At 42.3% G+C, this 23,303-nt stretch carries 18 protein-coding genes; 10 read left to right on the top strand and 8 right to left on the bottom strand.

The window, feature by feature from the left end; translation table 11 throughout:
* Window positions 1–153 precede the first annotated feature (153 nt).
* Window positions 154–1,278 (top strand): group II intron reverse transcriptase/maturase, encoded by a 1,125-nt coding sequence (gene ltrA / locus VGB26_08730; GenBank protein ID HEX9757871.1) that lies wholly within the window; start codon window positions 154–156, stop codon window positions 1,276–1,278.
* Window positions 1,279–1,912: 634 nt separating this feature from the next.
* Window positions 1,913–2,098 carry a DsrE family protein gene (locus tag VGB26_08735; GenBank protein ID HEX9757872.1) on the top strand — a complete coding sequence of 62 codons (186 nt, stop codon included), beginning with the start codon at window positions 1,913–1,915 and terminating at the stop codon, window positions 2,096–2,098.
* Between the two features lie 374 nt (window positions 2,099–2,472).
* Here VGB26_08735 and VGB26_08740 read toward each other — a convergent pair whose 3' ends face one another.
* Window positions 2,473–3,549 carry an ATP-dependent 6-phosphofructokinase gene (locus tag VGB26_08740; GenBank protein HEX9757873.1) on the bottom strand — a complete coding sequence of 359 codons (1,077 nt, stop codon included), beginning with the start codon at window positions 3,547–3,549 and terminating at the stop codon, window positions 2,473–2,475.
* 281 nt (window positions 3,550–3,830) lie between these two features.
* Between VGB26_08740 and lpxC the strand changes: the two genes are divergently transcribed.
* Window positions 3,831–4,751, top strand: coding sequence for a UDP-3-O-acyl-N-acetylglucosamine deacetylase (lpxC, locus tag VGB26_08745; protein ID HEX9757874.1), 921 nt, complete (start codon window positions 3,831–3,833; stop codon window positions 4,749–4,751).
* Between the two features lie 735 nt (window positions 4,752–5,486).
* On the opposite strand, the gene VGB26_08750 is transcribed toward lpxC, so the two are convergent.
* Together VGB26_08750 and murJ are read right to left on the bottom strand one after the other, a co-directional pair.
* The gene (locus VGB26_08750; protein HEX9757875.1) at window positions 5,487–6,014 is read right to left on the bottom strand and encodes an HTH domain-containing protein; all 528 of its coding nucleotides are present in this window, start codon (window positions 6,012–6,014) and stop codon (window positions 5,487–5,489) included.
* 417 nt (window positions 6,015–6,431) lie between these two features.
* Window positions 6,432–8,027 (bottom strand): murein biosynthesis integral membrane protein MurJ, encoded by a 1,596-nt coding sequence (gene murJ / locus VGB26_08755; GenBank protein ID HEX9757876.1) that lies wholly within the window; start codon window positions 8,025–8,027, stop codon window positions 6,432–6,434.
* Window positions 8,028–8,248: 221 nt separating this feature from the next.
* On the opposite strand from murJ, the gene rpsT reads away from it, so the two are divergent.
* A complete protein-coding gene (rpsT, locus tag VGB26_08760) occupies window positions 8,249–8,566 on the top strand; it encodes a 30S ribosomal protein S20 (GenBank protein HEX9757877.1) in 318 nt (105 codons plus the stop codon).
* A 19-nt stretch (window positions 8,567–8,585) separates the two neighbouring features.
* Here the strand turns inward: rpsT and holA are convergent, their stop codons facing one another.
* The 4 genes from holA to VGB26_08780 all read right to left on the bottom strand — a co-directional run bounded on the left by holA (window position 8,586) and on the right by VGB26_08780 (window position 14,570).
* Window positions 8,586–9,638 (bottom strand): DNA polymerase III subunit delta, encoded by a 1,053-nt coding sequence (gene holA, locus VGB26_08765; protein HEX9757878.1) that lies wholly within the window; start codon window positions 9,636–9,638, stop codon window positions 8,586–8,588.
* Window positions 9,639–9,668: 30 nt separating this feature from the next.
* Window positions 9,669–10,205, bottom strand: a complete 537-nt coding sequence (lptE, locus tag VGB26_08770; GenBank protein HEX9757879.1) for an LPS assembly lipoprotein LptE — start codon at window positions 10,203–10,205, stop codon at window positions 9,669–9,671.
* Window positions 10,206–10,231: 26 nt separating this feature from the next.
* A complete protein-coding gene (gene leuS, locus VGB26_08775) occupies window positions 10,232–12,835 on the bottom strand; it encodes a leucine--tRNA ligase (protein ID HEX9757880.1) in 2,604 nt (867 codons plus the stop codon).
* Between the two features lie 175 nt (window positions 12,836–13,010).
* Window positions 13,011–14,570: a fused MFS/spermidine synthase gene (locus tag VGB26_08780; protein ID HEX9757881.1), complete on the bottom strand. Its 1,560-nt coding sequence runs from the start codon at window positions 14,568–14,570 to the stop codon at window positions 13,011–13,013.
* A 627-nt stretch (window positions 14,571–15,197) separates the two neighbouring features.
* Here VGB26_08780 and VGB26_08785 point away from each other — a divergent pair.
* Together VGB26_08785 and VGB26_08790 are read left to right on the top strand one after the other, a co-directional pair.
* Window positions 15,198–16,535, top strand: coding sequence for a DUF4382 domain-containing protein (locus VGB26_08785; GenBank protein ID HEX9757882.1), 1,338 nt, complete (start codon window positions 15,198–15,200; stop codon window positions 16,533–16,535).
* Window positions 16,532–16,690, top strand: a complete 159-nt coding sequence (locus tag VGB26_08790) for a hypothetical protein (GenBank protein ID HEX9757883.1) — start codon at window positions 16,532–16,534, stop codon at window positions 16,688–16,690. The genes VGB26_08785 and VGB26_08790 overlap by 4 nt, the downstream gene beginning before the upstream one ends.
* Before the next feature lie 68 nt (window positions 16,691–16,758).
* Here the strand turns inward: VGB26_08790 and VGB26_08795 are convergent, their stop codons facing one another.
* Window positions 16,759–17,523, bottom strand: coding sequence for an alpha/beta fold hydrolase (locus tag VGB26_08795; GenBank protein ID HEX9757884.1), 765 nt, complete (start codon window positions 17,521–17,523; stop codon window positions 16,759–16,761).
* Window positions 17,524–17,679: 156 nt separating this feature from the next.
* Here VGB26_08795 and der point away from each other — a divergent pair, with 156 nt between their 5' ends.
* From der to VGB26_08815, 4 genes are all read left to right on the top strand, one after another.
* Window positions 17,680–18,984, top strand: a complete 1,305-nt coding sequence (gene der / locus VGB26_08800; GenBank protein HEX9757885.1) for a ribosome biogenesis GTPase Der — start codon at window positions 17,680–17,682, stop codon at window positions 18,982–18,984.
* A gap of 133 nt (window positions 18,985–19,117) precedes the next feature.
* Window positions 19,118–19,366 (top strand): helix-turn-helix domain-containing protein, encoded by a 249-nt coding sequence (locus tag VGB26_08805; protein ID HEX9757886.1) that lies wholly within the window; start codon window positions 19,118–19,120, stop codon window positions 19,364–19,366.
* Window positions 19,367–21,115, top strand: a complete 1,749-nt coding sequence (gene recJ, locus VGB26_08810; GenBank protein HEX9757887.1) for a single-stranded-DNA-specific exonuclease RecJ — start codon at window positions 19,367–19,369, stop codon at window positions 21,113–21,115.
* Between the two features lie 24 nt (window positions 21,116–21,139).
* Window positions 21,140–23,281, top strand: a complete 2,142-nt coding sequence (locus tag VGB26_08815; GenBank protein HEX9757888.1) for a bifunctional (p)ppGpp synthetase/guanosine-3',5'-bis(diphosphate) 3'-pyrophosphohydrolase — start codon at window positions 21,140–21,142, stop codon at window positions 23,279–23,281.
* Window positions 23,282–23,303: the final 22 nt, after the last annotated feature.

Raw genomic sequence — 23,303 nt, forward strand, 5'->3', positions numbered from 1 at the left:
ATCAATCCTGGGGCATTTAGGAGAGCCGATTTTGACTCCAAAAGGACCAAAAGCTCTCAAACCTAAAAACCTGAGGGATGTGCCGGACTGGTACACTTTTCCATGACCAGAATTGGTACACTTTTAAATGACCATTGACAAGGGAATGATGGGATAGGGGTTGACCAGATAGAGGCGTATGGAGAGGTTCGGTACCTGCAGGAATTACAGCAGGAGCTGCGGGAGAAGCGATACGGAGCAAAGAGTATCCGAAGGGTCTACATCCCAAAACCCAATGGTCAGAAGAGACCGCTTGGGATTCCCTGTATTCGGGACAGGATCGTACAGAGAGCAGTCAAAATGGTGCTGGAACCGATAGCGGAGGCAAAATTTCTTGACTGCTCTTATGGATTTCGTCCAAAGCGCTCTACACGAGGAGCATCCAAACAGGTGTGGAAGTATTTAAACTTTGGATGTACTCAAGTGATTCAGGTGGACCTTCAGGCTTACTTCGACACGATCCCCCATGATCGTCTGATGGATCTTATCCGCCGATATGTAGCGGACAAGAACATCCTGAAGATGCTGAAGGCTTGGTTAAAAGCCAAGGTGGTAGATCGGGGGGAAATAATCCAACCAGAGGAAGGCTCTCCCCAAGGTGGGGTGGTTTCCCCGCTTCTGTCCAACTGGTACTTACACCAGTTTGATGAGGAGTGGCATAAAAGGAACAACCACCGAAAGTGGCGCTATGATGCGGTGCTTACTCGGTACTGTGATGACATCCTCATCCAAGTGCCGCGGGAGGACCCTAGAATCTGGAAGGAAGCGAAGGAGATCCTTGAAGGCTTAGGACTGGGAATCAACCTGGATAAGACACAGTTTCGGGATGCCAGAGAGGGGTTTGATTATCTTGGATATCACTTCGTGAGGGATTACTCGAGCAGACATCATAAAGATGTCACCCACGTGATCCCCACGCAGGAATCCAAGAAGCGTGTATGGGACAAGATTAGGTGGTATACGGATAAGCGCAGGTACCAGAACTTACCTGCAGCCTGGATTGTGAAACACATCAATCCAATCCTGATGGGGTGGACGAATTACTACAGTCACACCCACAGCCATCGAGTCTTTAGGCAGCTACAAACCTATACGAATGATCGATTGAGGAAGACACTGCGCTACAGAAGCAAGAAGGGTGGGGTTGGGAAGTATCGGGCACTGCCCAATAAGGTTCTCTACGGAAGGTATGGACTTGCCTGCATAGAGATGAACCGCATCCATTATTGCTGGTCGTAATGCTGCCGGAAGAAGGCATAAGGAAAGCGGTATGCTCGAAAAGGGCACGTACCGTTTGATGTGGCAGGTGGTGGAGACAGGCTAGGGTAATCCCTAAACGGGCACCGAACCCGAAAGGGTGGCAACGGCCAAGGGAGAGCCTATGGCGATGCGCCACTGCTTGACCCTACACCGCCTGTCCGGTTCGGAGGAAGGGGAGGCAATCGCCTTCCCTACCCCTATCGGGAAGGGCCTGGATTTCCGCTTTCCCCTGCCTGCAAGTGCCCGCCGGACAGGCGGGTAATGGCAAAATTTACCCACTCGATTACACGAAGACCCAAATTTGATAAGGTTTTCCTGAAAGAAGTGGGTAAGGGGAAAAGGGGGTATTTTTATAATTGCTCCCAAAGGGGAATCAGTAATATAATCTTCAGGTTTTCTTTTTCATAAGTAAAACTAAATTGTAATGGGTGCAACCCCTGAAAGATCTCCTTTTGGATGCCCATTTTTTATAGATAAAGAAATTCAAATCAAATTTTTTGAAGGAGGCCACTCATATGAAAATGGTAATTTCAGTAAGTCGTGGAACAGATGATCCCACCCAAGCGACACTTCCTTTTTCGCTGCGAAAGCCGCCAAAGCTCAAGGCCATGAGGTGACCGTTTGGCTCCAAAACGAAGCAGTCGTGATGGGAAGAGAAGGGATTGCTGATTCTGTGGTTGGAATTGGAATTCCTCCTCTGAAGGATGTATTATCGGTTTTGGTTGAGGGCAATGTTCCATTTTGGGTGTGCCAGGCCTGTGCGGTTGCAAGGAAAATCACCAAAGAGGGTTTAATTTAAGGCGGGCTAATTCAGGGAATGGATGCTTATGTTGACTTGGTGGTTGCGTCGGACAAGAATATTGAATTTTAATGTTTGAGACTGACAAACCTAAAATGAATAGGGTTGGAGAAATGGACATGGGAATCTGGGAATCCCAAAAAAAAATTCATTTTTGGGTCGGAGTAGGGGTAATGTTTTTATCCCTTATGATTGGTGTGGTTTTTTATTGGTCCAAAGGGATTGTTTTGGGAGTGGGTGGATTTTTGGGGTTATTTCACGCCGCCATGGGGGTGGGTTTATTTTTTGGGATAGGAGTATATTTGGTTTCAAGCAATAGAACAAAAAAAAATGGCTCATGATTGATGGGAAATGGCTTTTTTGAAAATCCCTCCTTACCTTCCCAGCGATATTCCCAAAGCCTCAGCAGAATTAACCAGACCTCCATGTGGGGGGACTGTTTTTAATTCTTTAACCGCTTCCTGAAGAGGAACGGAGGTTATATGGGGTGTTTTAAGACAGACCATTTTCCCGAAACCACCTTCCTTAATGAGTTCAATTGCTGCCGTTCCAAAACGGGTTCCTAAAATTCTGTCAAAAGAACAGGGTGAGCCCCCTCTTTGAAGGTGTCCAAGGACCGTTACCCGAACATCCTTTCCCGTTTTTCGGCTAATTTCTTCTCCTACTTTTTTTCCAACTCCTTCCAAACGGAGCACATAACCACTTTCTGATTTTTTTAAAACGGACATCCCTCCCCCTAAGGGTTTTGATCCTTCTGCAACAACGATGAGACAGCATTTTCTGCCTTTTTCAAATTGGCTTTGGATTTTTTCCTGTATTTTTTCCATTTCAAAGGGTATTTCCGGGATAAGAATAATGTCTGCGCCCCCGGCCATCCCGGCCTCCAAGGCAATCCATCCCCCATAACGTCCCATGACCTCAACCACAAATATTCGGTGATGGCTTTCCGCTGTCGAATGCAGTCTGTCTAGGGCCTGGGTAACCGTCTCTACTGCCGTTCTAAAACCCAAGGTTACATCAGTGCCTGGAATATCATTATCAATTGTCTTTGGAATACCTATTAACGGACCCCCCATTTGGAACAGGCCCTGTGAAATGGTTAGGGTCCCATCCCCCCCAATTGCAATGACCGCATTTAGGCCAAGTTCCTGGATATTTTTTAACATGTTGGTTGGTTTTTCCACTGATGACCTAAGGGTTGGATCATTTAGGGATTGCTCGAACGGGTCGGGCATGTTGGATGTTCCCAATATTGTTCCACCCAAGGGTAAAATTCCGTGGATTTTTTCAGGAGATAAGAAAACAGATTTGGTTGGATCTAATAATCCTTCAAATCCATCCTCAATTCCGATAACATCCCAACCATTATTAAAGGAGGTTTTAAAAACCGCGCGAATTACTGCATTTAGGCCAGGACAGTCTCCCCCACCCGTTAAGACTCCTATCCTCATATGAGAATTTCCTTTCTATTTTAAATCCTGATGTGATTTTAAGGAAAATTTGTCAAAAGAAAGGAGGATATGGCAAAAACGCAACTTTCCCTTTAGGATTTGTGTTGTTTATGCAACATAAATTTATTTGAATGGTTTACTTTTTAATTTAGAAAATTAATCTTTAAAGTGTTATTTTCCTTTAATAACATGTTGTTATATGTTAATTGTTTTTTATTTTAAATTATGGAATAATATTTGCATAAGTTGTAGTTTTGTCTTTCTTAAAGAAGGAGTTATAAATGAGGCAACAGAGATCTATAGCTAAGTTAGTAACATGTTCAGGAATTGGACTTCATTCCGGACAGGTTGTTAATATAAATTTTTTACCCGCTCCAGTCAATACGGGTGTCGTTTTTATTAGAAGGGATCTCAATCCCCCTGTCTTTATTAAAGGGGTGGCTCAAAATGTAATAGCAACCGATCTTTCTACTACATTAGGCCGCCAGGGTTGTGTGATTCAAACCGTGGAACATTTACTCTCGGCTGTCATGGGTCTAGGAATTGATAACCTATATGTTGAGGTGGATGGCCCCGAAATCCCTATTTTGGATGGTAGTGCAAGTCCCTTTGTTTCTGTTTTAAAGGAAGCCAGAATTGTTTCTCAGGGAATTGGACAGTTCTATATGAAGATATTAAAAACCATTGAAGTGAAGGAAGGAAACAAGCGGATTTGGATTGAACCTTACCCTCATTTTAAAGTCCAATGTTCTATTGAATACCCTCACTCAGTGATTGGGCGGCAGTCTTTTATTTTTCGAAACAAAGAAAACGAGTTTGAGCAGGAGATTGCAGGGGCTAGGACTTTTTGCTTTCTTCACGAAATTGAAGCCCTTTGGAATAGGGGTGTTGCCCGAGGGGGCTCCCTAGAAAATGCCATTGTGGTGGGGGAGAAAGGGATCTTAAATGAAAATGGATTGCGATTTGAGGATGAATTTGCCCGACATAAGGTTTTAGATCTTCTTGGGGACCTGTTCCTAATTGGAATGCCCGTTATTGGGAAGGTTGTTGCCGAACGAGGCGGGCATGCCCTACACACCTGCTTAGTTTCTAAGATTTTATCCAATGAAAAATGCTGGAAAATAATTAATCCTTCCGAACAAGAGGTTCCTGTTATCCTGCCTGGGGTTGAAAGCCTGACCCCGCAACGCCTATCTCTATAACGCTTGCTCTTCAAAAGGTTTTTATTCATTAAAACCGGAAATGGTTTTCTCTTAAAATAAAAGAGGGATCTTGCTTTATGCGTGTTTTGAATGAAATGAAAACCTGGAATTTATCACCGAATCGGAGGCAATTTCGGTTACAGTGCTCATATCCAAGCATTCTGTTTAGATGGGTTGGATTTCTACGGCGATTTAAAAAGTAAAAAGAGGGCAGGCAAAAGATCTTTTTTTTTCCGTTATCACATGGGGTAATCTGCAGCTTCAGTCTCTGGCGGCATGTTTAGACCTGTTATGATGCAGTCGAGGTCCGCTATGGTAAATGGTGCCTTAAATGTTTTTTGCAACTGGGGAGAGTGGGAAGGGGGAAAGTTTTAGGGAACCGTCCAAAAAAACCTTGTTTTTGTTGTTATTATTAAAAAATTTAATAAAAACAGTAACTTATAATTTCGTTATGAGGTAACGAAAAAATAATGTTAATTTTGGCTTGAAAATATAAAAAAGGGTATTAAACTGGGGAAGGTTACTGTATAATGAAAGTCAAATTAGAAGTGGGGTCCCCAAGAGGACCCCACCTTTTTGATGCTTCAAGAACCCTACTTCTTTTTCTTTGCTTTTGCACTGCTCTTTTTTTTCGCGGGTTTTTTCTTAGTTGCCAAGTCCCTTTCACCCCCTTTCCTCTTTCTCTATGGTGGTTATCCTCCATATGCCCTTGGGCCATGGAAGCTCTTGAAAACTTTAAGAAGCGGACTGAAGGAGCCGCTCTTCAACAATCTCAAAGGTATTCGGAGCAACCTTCCTAAAACGTTTATCCCTATTCAAAGAAATGGCAATTGATGTGACCGGGGTTTTTCCCCTAATTCGGATTCCACCTTCAGTTAAGCTGTGGTAGATATCCTTAGCATGCATGGCTTTTCCTGCTTCCTTAAGTAAGAGGAAGGCGGCCTGGGGAACACTTAAACCCACATATTTTGTTTTTCCTAAAAGGATTTCTCTGGATTGGTCTGTTACGTCCGGGACAGAGGTAAATTGGGGTCTTGCAGCCCTTTCTTTATCGTTTTCTGCGATGATCTGATGTGAAAGGTTAGCAAGTTTTGCTTTATCAACTTCAACACGGTAGAGAGTTTCGGCTAACTCTAAGTACTTCTTAACTGTTTTAACTTCATCATCGACCTTTTCCCGCTTTTTTTGAAGTTCCTGCAGCTTGTTTTTATAAACGCACACCCGCTGCTCTAAACCATCGATGATGTCTTTTAGCTCTTCCATTTCCTTCTAACCCTACAAAAACAATTGAAAATTTGATTAAACTCACAAAATGCGTCTAAATCCTAGCATAGCATTTTATATCTGTCAAGAAAATTTTTTATAAAATCTTTTGCTATGATGCTAACATCCTTTTCTTGAATACAAATGCATGCAAAGAGGGTTGCTTTAATCTTATATCTCCTATTAATTGGAAGGGTTTTTTGATTATAGCAGATAAATACACTAGTGAAGAGAGAAAGTGGTTTTTTGAAATATTTATCAAATATTTAATTTATCTAATAAAAACAAATTAGGTTGTTAAAAATTTAAAATTATTTTTTGGAAATCAAATGGATTCACCTAATCCTAAATTTTATTAATTTAAAATTTCCCAAAAAATGAATCCGAGACAACATCCTCTTTTTAGAAGGGGTTAAATTAAAGTTTTTTGTTCTTTAGAGAGGTTCCTTTTTTACGAAACTTTTCGGATACAAAATCTTGAAGAAAGAAAAACTCTTCGCTTCCCATCAATCGCTGGGTCAGTAAGTAAGCGGCAGTACTAAAAAGAAGTGCCATTCCAATAAGAACGATTTTTTCAAACCAGTCACCCTGAACATTCCAGATTTCAAGGCCACTGACTAACCCGCATATAATGGCAATAAGAAAACAAGAGCTGATATTTCTCAGAAGTGATGTAAAAAGCCGTCCGAGCTCAATATTTCCCAGCCTCCTTTTTAAGAGCAGGAGAAGGATGAAGAAATGGACTATTGCGGATAGTGAGGTTGCTAAGGCCAAACCGCCGTGAGCCAAAGGACCCATAAGCAGCAGGTTGAGGAGGATATTGATGATCATGCTGAGGACGGCGACCTTTACTGGAGTGGTGGTGTCTTGTAAAGAATAAAATGTAGGAATGGTGATACGGACCCCCGCAAAGGCCCAAAGTCCGACTGAATAAAAAAGAACAGCCGTAGCGGTGTTTAAGGTGGCCTCTGAGGTGAATTGGCCATGTTCAAAAAGGAGATGAACAATAGGAATCCTTAAGAAAATAAGTCCCACCATTGCAGGGAGTGTGACAAAGAAGACAAGCCGAAGGCCAAATGAGAGTGTTACCTTAAGGTCATTAATTGCACCCGCTGCCGCTTGGGAAGCCATGGTGGGCAGTAGGGCGGTAGCAAATGCCACTCCAAATAGACCCAAAGGGAAATGAATTAGTCTCATTCCATAGAACAGATAGGTAACACTTCCCTCACTCAAAAAAGAGGCCAAAAGGGTGTTCACCAAAATATTGATTTGAGTTACGGAAAGCCCAATCATGGTGGGTAAAATGAGTCGCCCTATTTTAAGTACTCCAGGATGGGTGGGATTAAATTTAAATAACAATGAAAAACCCAGTCGATGGAGGCTGGGGAGTTGAAAAAGAAACTGGCTCAGCCCCCCAATGAGGACCCCGAGAGCAATACCCAGGATAGGTTTTGAAAATAAAGGAGATAATAAGAAAGCTGCCAAAATAATGGACAAATTAAACATGACCGGGGAGAGGGCTGGGGCCGCAAAGGAACGAAATGAGTTTAGGATTCCCATCACGAGGGCAGATAAGGAAATAAACAGGAGGTAGGGGAACATGATTTGGTTGAGTAATATTGTTAACGCTGTTTTTTCGGGATACTGGGTAAAACCGGGGGCCAGTCCTTTTACTATCCAAGGTGAGAAAAGAATCCCTAGAAGGGTAATTGCAGTAAGAATAGTTAGTAGTGTGGTAAAAACCGCCCCTGCCAGTTCCCAGGCATCCCGACGAGATTTTTGGGTTAGATATTCCGTAAAAACTGGAATAAAAGCCGCCGACATAGAACCTTCAGCAAAAAGTTCCCTGAGCATATTGGGTATACGAAAAGCGACAAAGAAAGCGTCGGCGGCTAAACCCGCTCCGAAAAGACGAGCTAAGACCATGTCTCGGAGAAATCCCATTATTCGGCTCAGGAAAGTACCCAGACTAATGATCCCTGCTGCTTTGGTAATTTTTTTTTGTTCCGTCATTATGATTTAGAGGCAAGAAATATTTTTTTGGTTTCCTGAACCTTATTGACTACAATCTTCTTTTATGGTACAAAGTAGGGATTTTAAATCATTATTTTCATTTTTTTCATGCTTATATTTAAAGTTTTTGATAAGAAATGGGAGGCTGAAACATTTACTGGTTCTTTCTCCCCGCCCCATGGGGGGATTTTTTTTTAGTTTAAAAACCAAAGGAGGAAATTGTGGCAATTCATCGATCAGCTTTAAAACGTGAGCGGCAAATAAATACAAGGCGGGAGCGGAATCGGTCTGTACTTTCGACCTTAAAAACATTAATTAAAAAGGTCCATTCTGCCATTGACCAGAAAAAAGTAGACGACGCCCAGCTTTGTCTTGTCACTGTTTCTTCCGCTCTGGGTAAAGCGGTGTCTAAAGGGTATGTTCATCGAAACACAGCAGCTCGAAAGGTTTCACGGTTAACGCTCAAGGTCAATTCCCTCAAAGGGATTGAAAAAAAAGGAACCGGTTCATCTGGGAAAAACAAAAAGAAGGAAGCCTAACCTGGTTTGTTTTTTCTCCCTATGTTTTCCCCCCTCTGGTGGAAAAGTTTTTTGTCGGCTGACACAGAAAAAAAATGAGCCGTTCAAGGAAGAAACGGGGGTTATGAAAACTTTCCTTTAATGCCGCGTCTGCCTCTTTAAACATCATAAAACTTTCCTGAAGTTTCTCTTCCGAATAAAGTCGGGCTTGATTTTGCAAGGTCTGCCCATAAAAGGGATGAACGCCAAGTTTTTTGGAAATTTCCTCTTTTGGGACTCCGTTAGAAAACAAATCTTTGGTTTTCCAAATTAACCGGAATTGCCTGATCAAAAAGGTTAAGACCATCAATGGATGGTCCCCATTTTCCAAAACCCTTTTTAAGGTTTTCATTGCTGTTTCAAAATCTTTTTGTCCAATGGCACGGGTGAGATCAAAAATGGAATGTTCTTTTTCCCCTACTAAAACAACCGTAATATCATCCCTGTTCAATGTTTCTTTTTTCCCCAGGTGATAGAGAGAAATTTTTTCTAACTCCGTTTGGATTTTTAAGAGATCATTTCCCAGTTGTTCCTTCAGTTCGATTATAGCCTCGTCTGATAAACCCAGGTTAATCGATTCCGCCATTTTTTTAATCCAAAAAGGGATTTGGGATTCATAAGGAGGAGTGCAGGAAACAATGGCTCCATGAGCTTGAATGGCCTGGCAGATTTTTTTTCTAAGATCAATTTTTTCAGCGGTGATAAGAAGGAAAGTTGAGGGTGAGGGGTTTTGAAGATAGGAAACCAGTTTTTCCTGTTCCCCCGATGGCATTTTGTCTAAACCCTTTAAAATCACGATTCTTTTTTCTGAAAGGAAAGGGAATGTTTGGCAGGCGTTCACCAGGTCGTTGGCTGAAACCTCGTGTCCAAAAAAAGTTTGAAAATTCAATTGATCTGAAGGTGAGCCTGCAAACTTTTTCTTTAAAAGGTTGAGTCCTTTTTGGATAAAAAAAGGCCCCTCACCGTTAAAAAAATAAATGGGAAGAGGAGGAGAATGATCGACGGATTTAAAGAAATCAGTGAATTTTAATAAAGGGTTCTTTAATTTAGTCATAAATTTTTTATTTTCCTTGAGAAGGCGGTTTCAAAAAATTTGAAAAATTATGGTTTGGGCGATATTTTTCCCAATCTCCCGAAGGGCCCGGTCTTTGGCTACCCGAGTGGCTGCCGTGTCGTTGGTGGTTATGTATTCTGCTGAAGTTTGAAATCCTTGGGTTTCCCAGGAAATTTCCTCATCCTGTAACGATTCCAATGATAAATTAAAGTTTACAGAAACACGAACCTCCAAAGAATTTTGGAAAGGATCGAAAGAGAGGGTCGTTTCCCCGAATGAGGTAATTTCCCCTTTTAGGATGGTATCGGCTTCTTGGGACCCGTTAACCAACCGAATGCGGTGGTCCGTTAAAAGTTCTTGGGAAATCAATTGAGAGAGGCGTTCCTCAATAAGGGGTTCGGAAGTGGCATTAGACAAAATGGGAAAGTGAATGGTCCTCTTAGACAGGAAATTTTGGGAAGGGTTTATTCCTACAACGGTATAACTGCAACCTGAAACCCAAAAAGAAAAACCCAAGGCGATTAAAAAAGAAAGAAAACAGCCATTCTCAAAAGAGAGGGTTCGCAAATTAAATCCTTGGGTGGTGAAAACGTTTAAATAACAATATTAACCAGACGTTTTGGAACATAAATAAGTTTTTTGATTGACTTTCCCTCAACAAAATCTTTGACTTTGGTGTTTTGGAGCACCCTTTTTTTAACCTCATCTTCATGGGTGTCAGGGGGGAGGTCGATTTTAACTCTCAGCTTTCCGTTGATCTGAATCACAATGGTTATTAAATCCTCTTGTAAGGCCTCCTTTTGAAAAGTTGGCCAGGAAACCTGGTTGACACTGGGTGGGTTTCCAAGTAACTGCCACATTTCTTCGGATAGATGGGGAGCGAAAGGGTTTAAAAGGATCACCAAAGTTTTTATTGCGAGAGATAACACACCTAAATCCGTTTCTTCATCTTTTTCTTTTTTTTGTGAGAGGTACTGGGATATCGCATTTGAAAATTCCATTAAAGCGGCAACCGCTGTATTAAAATGGAAATCCCGTTCAATATCCTCGGTGACTTTTTTTATGGTTTGGTGCGTTTTCCTGTATAGGCCTCTCTCCATATCTGAAGAAGGAAGGGTTTGGGTCGGTTTTTCTCCCACTTCTTCCTTTTGAGTTTTTAATTCCTGAAATTGATTTACCATGCGGTGAATTTTCTGTAGAAAACGGAAAGCTCCTTCCACCCCCTGGTCATTCCATTCTAAATCTTTCTCTGGAGGGGCTGCGAAAAGAGAAAAAAGGCGAGAGGTATCGGCCCCATATTTTTTTATCAGGTCATCGGGTTCAATGACGTTTTTTTTCGATTTGGACATTTTTTCGATTCGACCGATTTCTATCGGTTGTTGGCACTTAGAACATTTATTTCCCTGGGACACCTCTTTCGGGAAAAGGTACCCATGCTGGGGACAAAAATAACTTTCTTTAACCACCATTCCCTGGGTCAGGAGATTTGAGAAAGGTTCGCCCTCCCTCAGAAGGCCGAAATCCCGGGTCACCCGCGTGAAAAAACGAGCATATAAAAGATGTAAAACTGCGTGTTCTATTCCACCAATGTATTGATGAACCGGCATCCAACGGTTTGCCTTGTTGGCATCAAACGGGCCATGATCCATTTTTGGGGAAAGGTACCGAAGAAAATACCAGGAGGAGTCCACAAAGGTGTCCATGGTATCGGTTTCCCGTGTTGCACCCTGATGGCACTTTGGGCATTGGGCTCTCAAAAAATCTTTGTCCTCTGATAGAGGGGATTTTCCTGTTCCTGTTAATAGAGGGTTGAGGGGAAGCTTCACGGGAAGTTGGTCGTAGGGAACAGGAACCACCCCACAGTTATCGCAATAAAGGATGGGAATGGGGGTTCCCCAATACCGTTGACGGGAAATTCCCCAGTCTCTGAGGCGGTAGTTGATGGTCTGTTTTCCCAGGTTTTGATCATCTAAAAATAGGGCGATTTTTTCTTGAGCCTGGCTTGGTGATAATCCCGTGAACGATTCTGATTCAATTAATTCACCCGTTTCTTCGGTATAAGCCTTATCCATCTGATCGGCCCGGAGGAGTTTTTTAGGATCTTGAATGACAACACGAATGGGAAGTTTGTACTTTCGTGCAAATTCAAAGTCCCTTTGATCATGGGCTGGGACGGCCATGATCGCCCCGGTTCCATACTCCATTAAAACAAAATTGGCTACCCAAATGGGAATGGGTTTTTGAGTTAGGGGATTAAGGGCGTAACTTCCTGTGAAAACCCCTTCCTTTTCCAATTCATCAGCGGTTCTTAATTTTTTATCCTGATTTTTCACTCTTTTTACAAAGCCTTCGACCCGTTGGGCTTCGGGTTTTCCTTGAATGATTTTTTCAACCATCGGATGATCAGGGGCAAGGCTAATAAAGGTGGCTCCATATAACGTATCCGGTCGTGTGGTGAAAACTCGGATGGCGTCATCGAATTCAACCAGAGGAAAATTCACCTCCACCCCAACACTTTTTCCAATCCAATTTCTCTGCATGGTTAAAACCCGTTCTGGCCAACCTTTCAGTTCATTACACCCTTGCAAGAGTTCCTCGGCGAAGGCGGTTATTTTAAAAAACCATTGCTCAAGCTCTTTTTGTTCTACGGCTTGATCGCACCGCCAGCATGCCCCTTCAATGACCTGTTCGTTGGCCAGCACGGTCTCACAAGAAGGGCACCAATTGACTGGAGACCGTTTTTTATAGGCAAGCCCTTTATCGTACATCTTGAGAAAAAACCATTGGTTCCAACGGTAAAAGTCAGGACTCGAGGTGTTAATTTCCCGTTCCCAGTCGTAGGATAAACCGATCCGTTTCAGCTGAATGCGCATGTGATCGATGTTTTCTTTTGTCCAATAGGAGGGGTGAACCTTCCGTTCAATCGCGGCATTTTCTGCAGGAAGCCCAAAGGCATCCCAACCGATGGGATGAAGGACTTCAAATCCCTGCATTTTTTTATAGCGGGCGATCACATCCCCAAGGGTATAGTTTCGGACATGGCCCATATGAATCTTGCCGGATGGGTAGGGAAACATTTCTAAGCAATAAAAAACCGGTTTAGGGGATTTTTCATTAACCTGAAAAATTTTCTGGTCAAACCAATACCCCTGCCATTTTTCTTCTATGGTTTTGTGATTGTAGTGAGAGACTGTCACACATCCTCCAAAAATTGTTCCCACGTTATCATAGGGTTACCCTTTTTTCAAGGGAGTGGAGTTTCACGATGTCTTGTTTTCCCTTCAGGTAGTTATGACCTTTTTTCAAAAGTTACCACCTCATTGCATATCATCCCTGGGTTTGGGGGAAATATGGACAAGAGGAAAAAAGGTTTCAAAAAAGAAACCGGTTTGAATCTTGTGATTGTTGAATCATATTTTTTCTAAGAGATTGTCGGGTCTCTGCGTCTAAATGTTCGATCGGGTTGAAGGCATCGGAAAGAAACGGAACACTCCTTTTGGTAATGGGAATTAAAAAGGATAAAGCATCCAAATCTCCCTGGGTTACTTTTGGATACAGGATTTCATTAAAATTTTTTATTTTCTTTAGTGAGGTGTTTGAAGAGACGACAAAAATATTGGCGGTTTTGAAACGAAGGGTGTGGGTTGAATAAAAGAGGTTTTCTTGAAATACTCTCTGATAAGTGGCCTGGATTGCCTCAACACTTTTTCTCCCGTTTTCGGTTCCAAGGGTTCCCATTAAATTGGAAAGAATGATTCCATTTTTTTTAAGTCTTTGTCCCATGGATTGGAAAGACTCCCAGGTCACTAAATGAGATGGAAAAGAATCTCCGATAAACGCATTTAAAATTATTAAATCATATTTGGTGTTTATTTTTCGGATCGCCGCTCGACCATCATCAATGGTAATGGTTCTCACCAAAGAGGGTTGAAAACCAAAATATTTTTTTGCCAGAGGTAACATTGCGGGATTGATTTCAATGATGTCTACTTGTCCTCCCCGATTAGAGAAATACATAGGTAAAACTCCCGCAGCGGAACCGATGAAAAGGGATTCTCCTTCAGTTTTTCCAAATGCCTCTGCCAAAATGGCCATTCGGTTGGTGTGGAAAAGTCCGGCCATTTTTTTTTCTTTTGGAATCTGAGAAACACAGTTTTGTTGAAGTCCGTCGTTAAAAAGACAACGGAAGACTTTTTTGTTTTTTTTAATATCAATCACCGTAAGTTCTCCATATGAACTGGGTCTGGTTTGAAGGATTTTCCACGGGGTATTTGAGGGAATATGGGTGGGCAAAAAGGAAGCCAGAAGAGGAAAAAGGATCAATAGAAGCGGAATAGGTGTTTTTAATATTAATAAGGGAAAAAGGCTGCATAACCCCATTAAAGCAGCCAAACCCCAAAGGATGTGGTGAGTGGGATGAATCCCCAAACCGAAAAAACCGAGGTATAAGGCTCCGGCCACGCTTCCAAATGTGGATATTCCGAATACCCTGCCCGCAATTTTACCCGATTCATGAACCTTTTCAACAAGGGCTTTTATGATAATGGGTCCGGTTCCCCCCAATAAAAGCAGGGGGAGACCAAAAAGAAAAGAAGCACCTAGGAGGACCCCTAAGCGGGAATCAAGCGTTAAAAGAGGGGAAAGCAAAAAACCCTTCAGGAAAGGAAGGGAGGCCAGCCAGGCTGTTGCTGTCGTCAGTGTAAAAGATAGCATTTGTATAGGGTCGAAGCGTTCCGTCAGTTTTCCCGCCCCGATATACCCAACGGCTAAAGTTATCAGTGTGATGGAAATTTGGGATGTCCAAACGAAAATACTCGTTCCAAATGCGGGGGCCAGAAGCCGTGTTCCTCCAATCTGAATGGCCAGCACACAAAAACCCTCGATAAAGGAAAGGATGTAGAGAAATTTTCTAACCGTTTTGGTTGAAGGCAAGGTGACACCTATGGGTTGAATTTTAGGGAGCTTTTTAGGCTGGGGTTAAAAGTTTCCTTTCGGGTAAGGCTGCTCCTGGTTTTCCTAGAGGGTGAAACGGTTTTTTTTCAATGGGAAAGATTTTGAAATTATTTGGGGATTTATGGATACAAACTCCCTTACATTATATCACATAATATCTTGGATATTCCCTTTATATAAATTTTTAAAATTCTTTTTAAATGTGGCTAATGATTAGTTACCTGTGAGGTTTCTGAACAAAAAAAAGACCTTATTCTTTAAAACCCTTTGGGCAATTGTTAAAAAACGGGTTTAAACCCTTCAAAGCGGGAGCTTTTTTTTTCAAAACGCTTTTACAGTAAAAACTCCGACCGCCAAAAAATTCCCTTTGGAATTTATATTTATAATAACATAAAGAGAAAAAATTACAATGGGTTAGGTAGTTAATATTCAAGGTATTATTTAAAGTTGAATTAAAATAGTAATTGGGAATATAATCCCACTCATATTAATTTAATATAAAAAACATGAAACCGCTGGGAGACATTCTCCATGAAAATATTTCCATTTTTGAAATCTAAATTTTCTTTAATCTTTTTGGGCCTGGGGCTCATCTTTGGAGGGTTCATGACAGCCTGCGGGTCCGATTCCGGTAATGGCGGGGGAATTGGATCTACCGGTAAGGTTGCCATATTAATCACGGATGGGCCGGCTCCCGAATTTATTCAGGTGAATGTTACCATTAATGAAGTGACTCTTTTATCCGATGATAAACCCCCTGTTAATTTATTTGTTGGGGAGCGCCGGATTGATTTGCTTAAATTGCAGGGAGATGATGACCTTTTCGTGGTCGGATGGGTTCGTACGGGTTTTTATAATAAGATAAGGTTACGAATCAGCGATCCGGAATTAATAACACCCGAGAAGAAGATTTCAGGTAGCGATATTCAATTGGTGGCGAATGGAAAGCTGGATCTGGTTTTGAAAAATGGTTTATATATCGGGGATGGAGAGACATCTGTTATTCATTTGGATTTGGATGCGGAAAAATCCATACATATTCATAAAACAGGATCCGGAAAATATAAATTTAGGCCAGTTGTTTTTGTTAAAGTTTTACACGGTTTTGATACTCTTCCCCGTTTCGTTGCGGTGGAGGGAACCATTGATTCCATCCACGATCATTTCTTTACGATTCAAAGGGATTCCCCATTCTTCAAGGATTCCGAAGATGGTGTTTCTTCATCTGATGAAGATTCTTTCTCAATGGATAAGGGTTTCTTTGATGATGATTCGGGCTCCGATGATTCCGATCGGAACCATCTTATTGATGTGGCCGTCACGGGTGACACCCAGATATTCCTTGCCGATGGGCTTCCAGGGAATTTTGGATCACTTAAAACAGGAGAAAAGGTTGTCGCTCGTGGGCTTTTAGACCGCAACGAGGAACTGGGTTTACATATCCAGGCCAAACTCATCCAAATTGGTGATGTTCTCCGTCTCTATGGTGTGATTACTGAAGAGATCCCTTCAAATGGGAGCGGAGATCAACCGGAGGAGTTTAAATTTAGTCTGGATGCTGGACAGAGAGTTTCTGGGGAGCTTTTGGTTCGGATCTACCCTGAAACCCGAATCATTGAAGTGGGAACCCATCGGTTGCTTGGCCCTGATGAATTGAAAAAAGGAAAACGGCTAATCATTGAAGGGGTAATTGATCTGGGTCAAGAACCGGATCTTTTCCAAGCAGCTCTAATTATTGTTAAACCTTCTGTAGTTGATCCAAACCAGATTAAGGGTATCATAGAGGATATTCCGGATGATCCCAGCGATCCAGGTTATGGGAATAGGACCTTTGATTTATTGGAGGAAAAACAGCATTGTACTCCTTCTGGGTGCTCTGAGATTACGCAGATTGTCCCTGTTCATGTAATTGAGGATGCAGTGATCCTCCCATCAACCATATGAAAGATATCAAAGGAAAGGTTGATCACCTTGGGGTGGATTTAATTCTTTTTGATTCCCTTAGAGGAGGGGACGATGTGTATCTATTTGGGGAATTTGACTCTTTAAATGTATTTCAGGCAAAAGTTGTCGTTGTTGATGAGGAAGATGGGACCTGAAAATTAAAAAAATCTTTTCAAGATAAAACTGAAAAACTAAAAAGCAAAGAATTGTTTTTTTTAAAAGGTCAAATTAACCCCATTTTTTTTAAAAAAGTTTTCATATATAAAAAGAGAGTGTCTTTGTGTTGGGTCAAACGGTGGTCTCCTCCAGCAATCATTAAAAGTTCCGAAGGGCGTGCTTTTGAGGCTTGAATAAAGGAAAAACTGTCTGATATTGGGACGGACTCGTCGTTCAACCCGTGAATCATTAGGGTTGGGGTTTGATATTTCTGCAAGAGGGTTTCCACCGGATAATTTTGAGCATCCTCAACCAATTCCTTTCCGATCGTTACCTCTACCCAATCATTTTTTATGGTTATTTCTCCTTTTTCCTCTAAGCTTTTAAGACCCTGAGGGCCAAGCTCCCTTTTACGATTTTCAAGAAATCGAAAAGCAGGGGCGATAAGAAGGTTTGCGTCAATCTGGTTTGGGTGGTTTGCGGCATACCAGGCGGCGGTTTGGCCTCCCATGGACGATCCAATCAGGACCAGGTTTTTAAAGTTTTCTCCTTGAAATTGAATGATTTGGCCGAGATCCTCTAAATTTTTTGTAACGGTTAATCCTTTCATAGTCCCACTGGAGTTTCCATGTCCACGGTGGTCAAATGCTAGAAAAGCTGTTCCAATTTCATTAAACCGTTCTTGGAGAAAAAGAACCTTTTCTCCGCGCTGATGGGAGGCAAAACCATGGATATAAATGATCAACGTTTCCGTACCGCTCTTTCCAGAGGGAGACGTAAAAGAGTAGTCTAGGAATTGATTTGAATTTTTTGAAAAATTTAATTTTGGCATTTATCGGATAAAAAAGCGTTTATCGGATCTTAAACCCCCCCTCCTTATTAAGTCAATCTCAGGAAAAATTCCCTTCCTTGTGCAGATCAGAGGGGTGTGTTAAAATCACGCACCATTTTCTTTGGGTACCACTCTTTTTAAAAGGTCTTGAATAACATGAAGAAAGTTGCAATTGTCGGCCGTCCCAATGTTGGAAAATCAACTCTTTTTAACCGGTTATTAGGAAAAAGAATCGCAATTGTCCAAGATGAGCCCGGGGTTACCCGAGATCGGAATATCCAGGGTTGTTCCTATGATGGAAAGAAGTTTTTCCTTTTGGATACCGGAGGAGTAATTTCGGAGAAAAAACGGGGAATGGAACAAGCGGTTATGCACCAGGTGAAGCTGGCTATAGGGGAGGCCGATCTTTTAATTTTTTTAATGGATGGGAAAGAGGGTTTAACCCCTTTGGATCAAGAAATCCACCGAATGCTCTGCAAAAGCGGAAAGACACTTTTTTATGGGGTGAATAAAGTAGATGTAAAAAATAGTGAGAAAAATTTTTCAGATTTCTACCGGTTGGGTAAGGTCACCTTTTTCCCTCTTTCTTCTGAGCATGGACGTGGGATTGGTGATTTGATGGAAGCCCTTTTTCCTTACTTAGGGGACAATGAAAAAATCGATTTTAATCCCAATATAAGAGTAGCGGTATTGGGCCGACCCAATACCGGAAAATCAACCCTTATTAACACGTTGTTGGATGAAGAACGGTTGGTGACCAGTGAGGTTCCCGGGACTACTCGGGATTCCATTGATACACAGGTGATCCACCAAACGGAAACGTTTCTTTTTATTGATACGGCTGGAATTCGAAAGCGGTCCAAGGTGAAAGGAGATGTTGAATATTATAGTGTTCAGCGGGCCCTTCAGAGTTTGAAACGATGTGACGTTGCTCTTCTCCTATTGGATGCGGTGGAGGGAATCACTGACCAGGATACCAAAATTGCAACCGCCATTCAAACCGAAGGGAAAGGGTGTCTTCTTGTTTTAAACAAAATCGATCTTATTTCGGATTTTGGGAAATTTAAAAAGGAGAAAGCGGATTGGATCCAAAAGCACTTTCCTTTTTTAACTTTTGCCCCGGTTTTATTTATTTCAGGAAAAAAAAAGGTAGGCATACAATCCCTCTTTCAGAACATTCAGGGGGTGATGCAAGAATACGAAAAGCGGGTTGGGACCGCAGATTTAAACCGGGTGTTTGAAAAATTAGTTTCCGAGTACCCTCATCCTCTTTACAAGGGCAGGGAGGTAAAGTTTTATTTTATGACTCAAGTGGGGATAAAGCCTCCCTCCTTTGTCGTTTTTATAAAACGAAAGGTGGGAGTCAAGGTTTCCTATGTGCGTTATTTGGAAAATGGTATCCGAAAGGCTTTCTCCTTTAAAGGTGTTCCCTTAAGGATTTTTTTACGAGAACGGACTTAAACCCTTTTTCTTTGACCTGGATAATAAACTTTCGATAGGGTAAAATGGAGTAAAAAAGTGGAAAAAAGTGTAAAATTTTGTTTTTTTTTGTTTTTCCTGGTTATTTAAGAATCCGCGTTTATGGAGGGGAAAAATGATTCCAGATATTATGACGGCCCGCCAGGTGGGGGCCTATTTACAAGTAGATGAAAGGACGATTTATAAGCTGGCACGGAAGGGAGGTGTTCCATCGATGAAAATTTCCGGGCAATGGCGTTTTAAAAAGGATTTGATCGATGCTTGGATAGAGGAAGGGTGCCTAAAAAATGGGCCACTTCCTGGAAAATCAGGAAAAGAAGGGCATTCCTTAAGATCTTCGGTTTCTTTGGTTCGAAAGAGGTAGATGATGAGATTAGGAAAAAGTTGGAAGAAGCGAGAAGGCTCTAAAGATCTTCAGTGGATATTAAGTGACACTTTGAAAGTTAGCCCCATTATTGCCAGAATTTTAATAAACCGTGGCATAACCTCCCCGGAGGAAGCCCAGGACTTTATAAATTCCGGCCCATCTTCTCTTCACCCCCCTTTTCTGTTGCCGGACCTTTCCAAAGCCTTGGACCGGATATTAATGGCCCTCCAAAAGGGGGAAAAAGTCGTTATATATGGGGATTATGATGTAGATGGAGTCACGGCCACCTCTCTCTATTTAGAATTTTTTAAAACCCTGGGGAAAAGAGTGGACTATTATATTCCTGACCGTATAGCTGAAGGATATGGTTTAAACCTATTCGCCATTCAAAACCTGGTCAATGAAGGAGTCCAACTACTTATAACGGCCGATTGTGGAACGACCTCCGTTAAGGAGATTTCATGGGCGCAGGAAAATGGAATGGATGTAATTGTAACGGATCACCATCAACCTCCACCGGAAACCCCTCCCGCTTATGCCTTAATTAATCCCCACCGCGAGGATGGGGAATATCCTTTCACTGGATTATGTGCGGTGGGTATTGCTTTTAAATTGGTTCAAGGGTATTTCCTTAAAATGGAGAACTCCCGTCCCGCTTTGGATGAACGGTTAATTCCCTATTTGGACTTGGTGGCACTCGGTACGATTGCTGATGTTGCCCCCCTTCGGGGTGAAAATCGGTTCCTTGTAAAAGAAGGTTTGAAGGTGCTTTCGCAAACCCCGCGGTTGGGGTTAGATGTCCTTAAAAAAGTGTGCGGGGTGAATAACCGTCCAGTGAATGTGGGAACGGTAGGGTTTGTTTTGGGCCCCCGAATCAATGCCGGAGGGCGGATGGCCAATGCCAATGAAGGTGTTGTTCTATTAACCACCTCTTCCGCGGAGGAAGCACAAAGGGCAGCCCTTTACTTAAATCAACAAAATCAGGAGCGCCAGCGAATTGAAGCGGAAATTCTTAAGGAAGCCAATGAAAAAATTGCCGCGGAGGTTAATTTTGATAAGGAAAAAGCGTTGGTTTTGGCCTCCCCGCGATGGCATCCTGGGGTTATTGGAATCATTGCTTCACGATTGGTAGAGCGATATTACCGTCCAACGATTATTATTTCCATTAATCCAGATGGGGTGGGGAAAGGCTCCGCTCGGAGTATTCCCTCTTTCCATTTATATCAAGGGTTGCTCCAATGTTCAGAACTTATGGAGGGGTTTGGGGGCCACAAATATGCTGCAGGGCTTACCATCCGGGCCGAAAAAATTGATTCTCTTCGGGAAAAATTTTCATCCCTTGTTGAAAAAACGCTAACTCCAGAGGAATTGGAGCCTTGCCTGATGATTGATGCAGAGGTCCAACTGGATGATTTAAATCTGCAGCTTACGGATGAGCTCGAAACACTATCCCCGTACGGGGCTGCCAATCCGGAACCGGTTTTTATGACAAGGTCTCTAGAACCCTTATTCCCCAGAGTAGTCGGGAAAGATCATTTGAAAATGCGGGTTCAAAGGGGAACCCTGAGTTGTGACGCAATCGGATTTCAAATGGGATCTGTTTTTTCCAATCTTCTGAGGCAGGAGGTTCGGATTGATATGGCTTTCTCTTTAATTCAGGATATTTGGAGGGGTGAAAAAAAACTTCAGCTCCGAATCCGGGACCTGCGAAATCCAATGGGTTCGGTGGAAGAAAAACGTATTTAGATGTGTCCTAAAGGGTAAAAAGAAATGGAACAATCGGTTGAACAATTAATCAAAAGGGTGTTGTCCTACAATCCCCAGGCTGAAGTTGAAAATATTCGCAAGGCCTTTGAGGTATCGGCCAAAGCCCATCAGGGACAAACCCGACGCTCAGGGGAGCCTTATGTGAAACACCCCATTGAGGTGGCTTCCATTCTTACTGATTTGAAGTTGGATGTTCCTTCCATTGTGGCGGGTTTTTTGCACGATACTGTTGAAGATACTCACCTTTCCCTCGAGGAAGTGGAAAAAGAGTTTGGTTCTGAAATTTCTTTATTGGTCGAAGGGGTTACTAAAATCAGTAAAATCCGTTTTACCACCCATGAAGAACGACAAGCTGAGAATTTTAGAAAAATGCTTCTTTCTATGTCTGAGGATATTCGGGTGATTTTAATTAAATTAGCTGATCGTTTGCATAATATGAGAACCCTTCAACACCTTCCCGAACTCAAGCAAAAAAGAATTGCCCAGGAAACTTTGGATATTTATGCCCCCCTTGCCAACCGTTTAGGAATTGGTTGGATTAAAAGTGAACTGGAAGACCTTTGCTTTTCTTTTCTAAAAAACGAGGTCTATAAAAAACTGAGTAAAAAAGTAGCTAAGAAACGGGAGGAAAGGGAGCGTTATCTTCAGGAAGTGATTGAAGTGGTGAAAAAGAGTCTTAAAGAATACGGTTTGCCCGGTCAGGTGGTAGGCCGGTCAAAACATATTTACGGAATTTATCAGAAAATGGAACGTCAGGGAATTCCCTTTGACGAAGTTTATGATCTGGCCGGGGTCAGAATTATTACTGATTCAGTTGTGAACTGTTATGCCATATTTGGGATGGTTCATTCCCTTTGGCGTCCGGTCCCTGGGCGGTTTAAAGATTATATAGGGGTTCCGAAATCTAACCGGTATCAATCCCTTCATACCACCGTCCATGGACCTACAGGGGAGAGGGTAGAGTTCCAAATACGGAGCCAGGAAATGCACCACATTGCGGAAGAGGGAATTGCCGCTCATTGGAAATACAAGGAAAAGGGAAAAATTGATTCCAAAGATGATAAGGTGTTTGCGTGGCTTCGCCAAATGGTGGAGTGGCAGCATGAATTGGCGGATCAACGGCAATTTATGGATTCTTTGAAGGTTAACCTTTTTCCAGATGTTGTTTATGTGTTTACCCCGAAAGGGGAGGTTAAGGAATTGGTGAAAGGGTCTACCCCGGTTGATTTTGCGTATAGTATCCATACCGAGATCGGCCATCGCTGCGTGGGGGCAAAAATTGATGGAAAGATTGTGCCGTTGAAGTACCCTTTGAAGAGTGGGGACCGAGTGGAAATCATAACCACTCCCATCCATACCCCCAGTAAAGATTGGTTAAAATTTGTCAAAACCTCCCGGGCCAAGGCTCGGATAAAACATTGGATAAAGATAGAAGAGCGTAAGAGAAGTTTGGAAATTGGTAAACGGCTTTTGGAACGGGAAATGAGGAAAAACCACCTGAGTCCCAGTGAGTGTTTTAAGTCCGAGAAATTATTAAATGTGGGAAAGGAAATGGGAATTGAAAACGTGGAGGAACTGATTGTCACTCTTGGTTATGGAAGGGTTTCTCCCCACCAGGTTGTCAACCGATTGCTTTCGGATGAAAAATTAAAAGAAGGCTTAAAAGAAAAGCTGGCCCGAAAAATAGGTCTTCCCCAACAGGGGGTAAAAATAAAAGGGGTGGGGGATATTTTGATTCATTTTTCCAAGTGTTGTAATCCCGTCCCGGGAGACCAGATCATCGGGTTTATTACGCGGGGTAGGGGACTTTCCATTCATTCGGTAGATTGTCCCAACATTGATGAATTGGATTACGATAAAGACCGTCTAATGGATGTGGATTGGGATACCGAGGGAACGGTCATGCATCCCGTTAAAATTTCCGTTCTTACGGTGGATCGCCCGGGGCTTTTGGCAAGTGTTTCCTCATCCATTAGTTCCGCTAAGGCAAATATTAGTCATGCTCAAATTAATACAACCGATGACCAGCGAGCTGTTTTAAAGTTCGTGGTCAATATCCAAAATAAAGCTCACCTGGATAAGGTTCTTAAAAAAATTGAACAGGTCGAAGGGGTTTTACAGGCCCACCGGGTTCGACAAGGGTAATCCCGGCTTCATGACGGCCGTT

It is taken from the genome of Nitrospiria bacterium (assembly GCA_036397255.1).
Classification (GTDB): Bacteria; Nitrospirota; Nitrospiria; order DASWJH01; family DASWJH01; genus DASWJH01.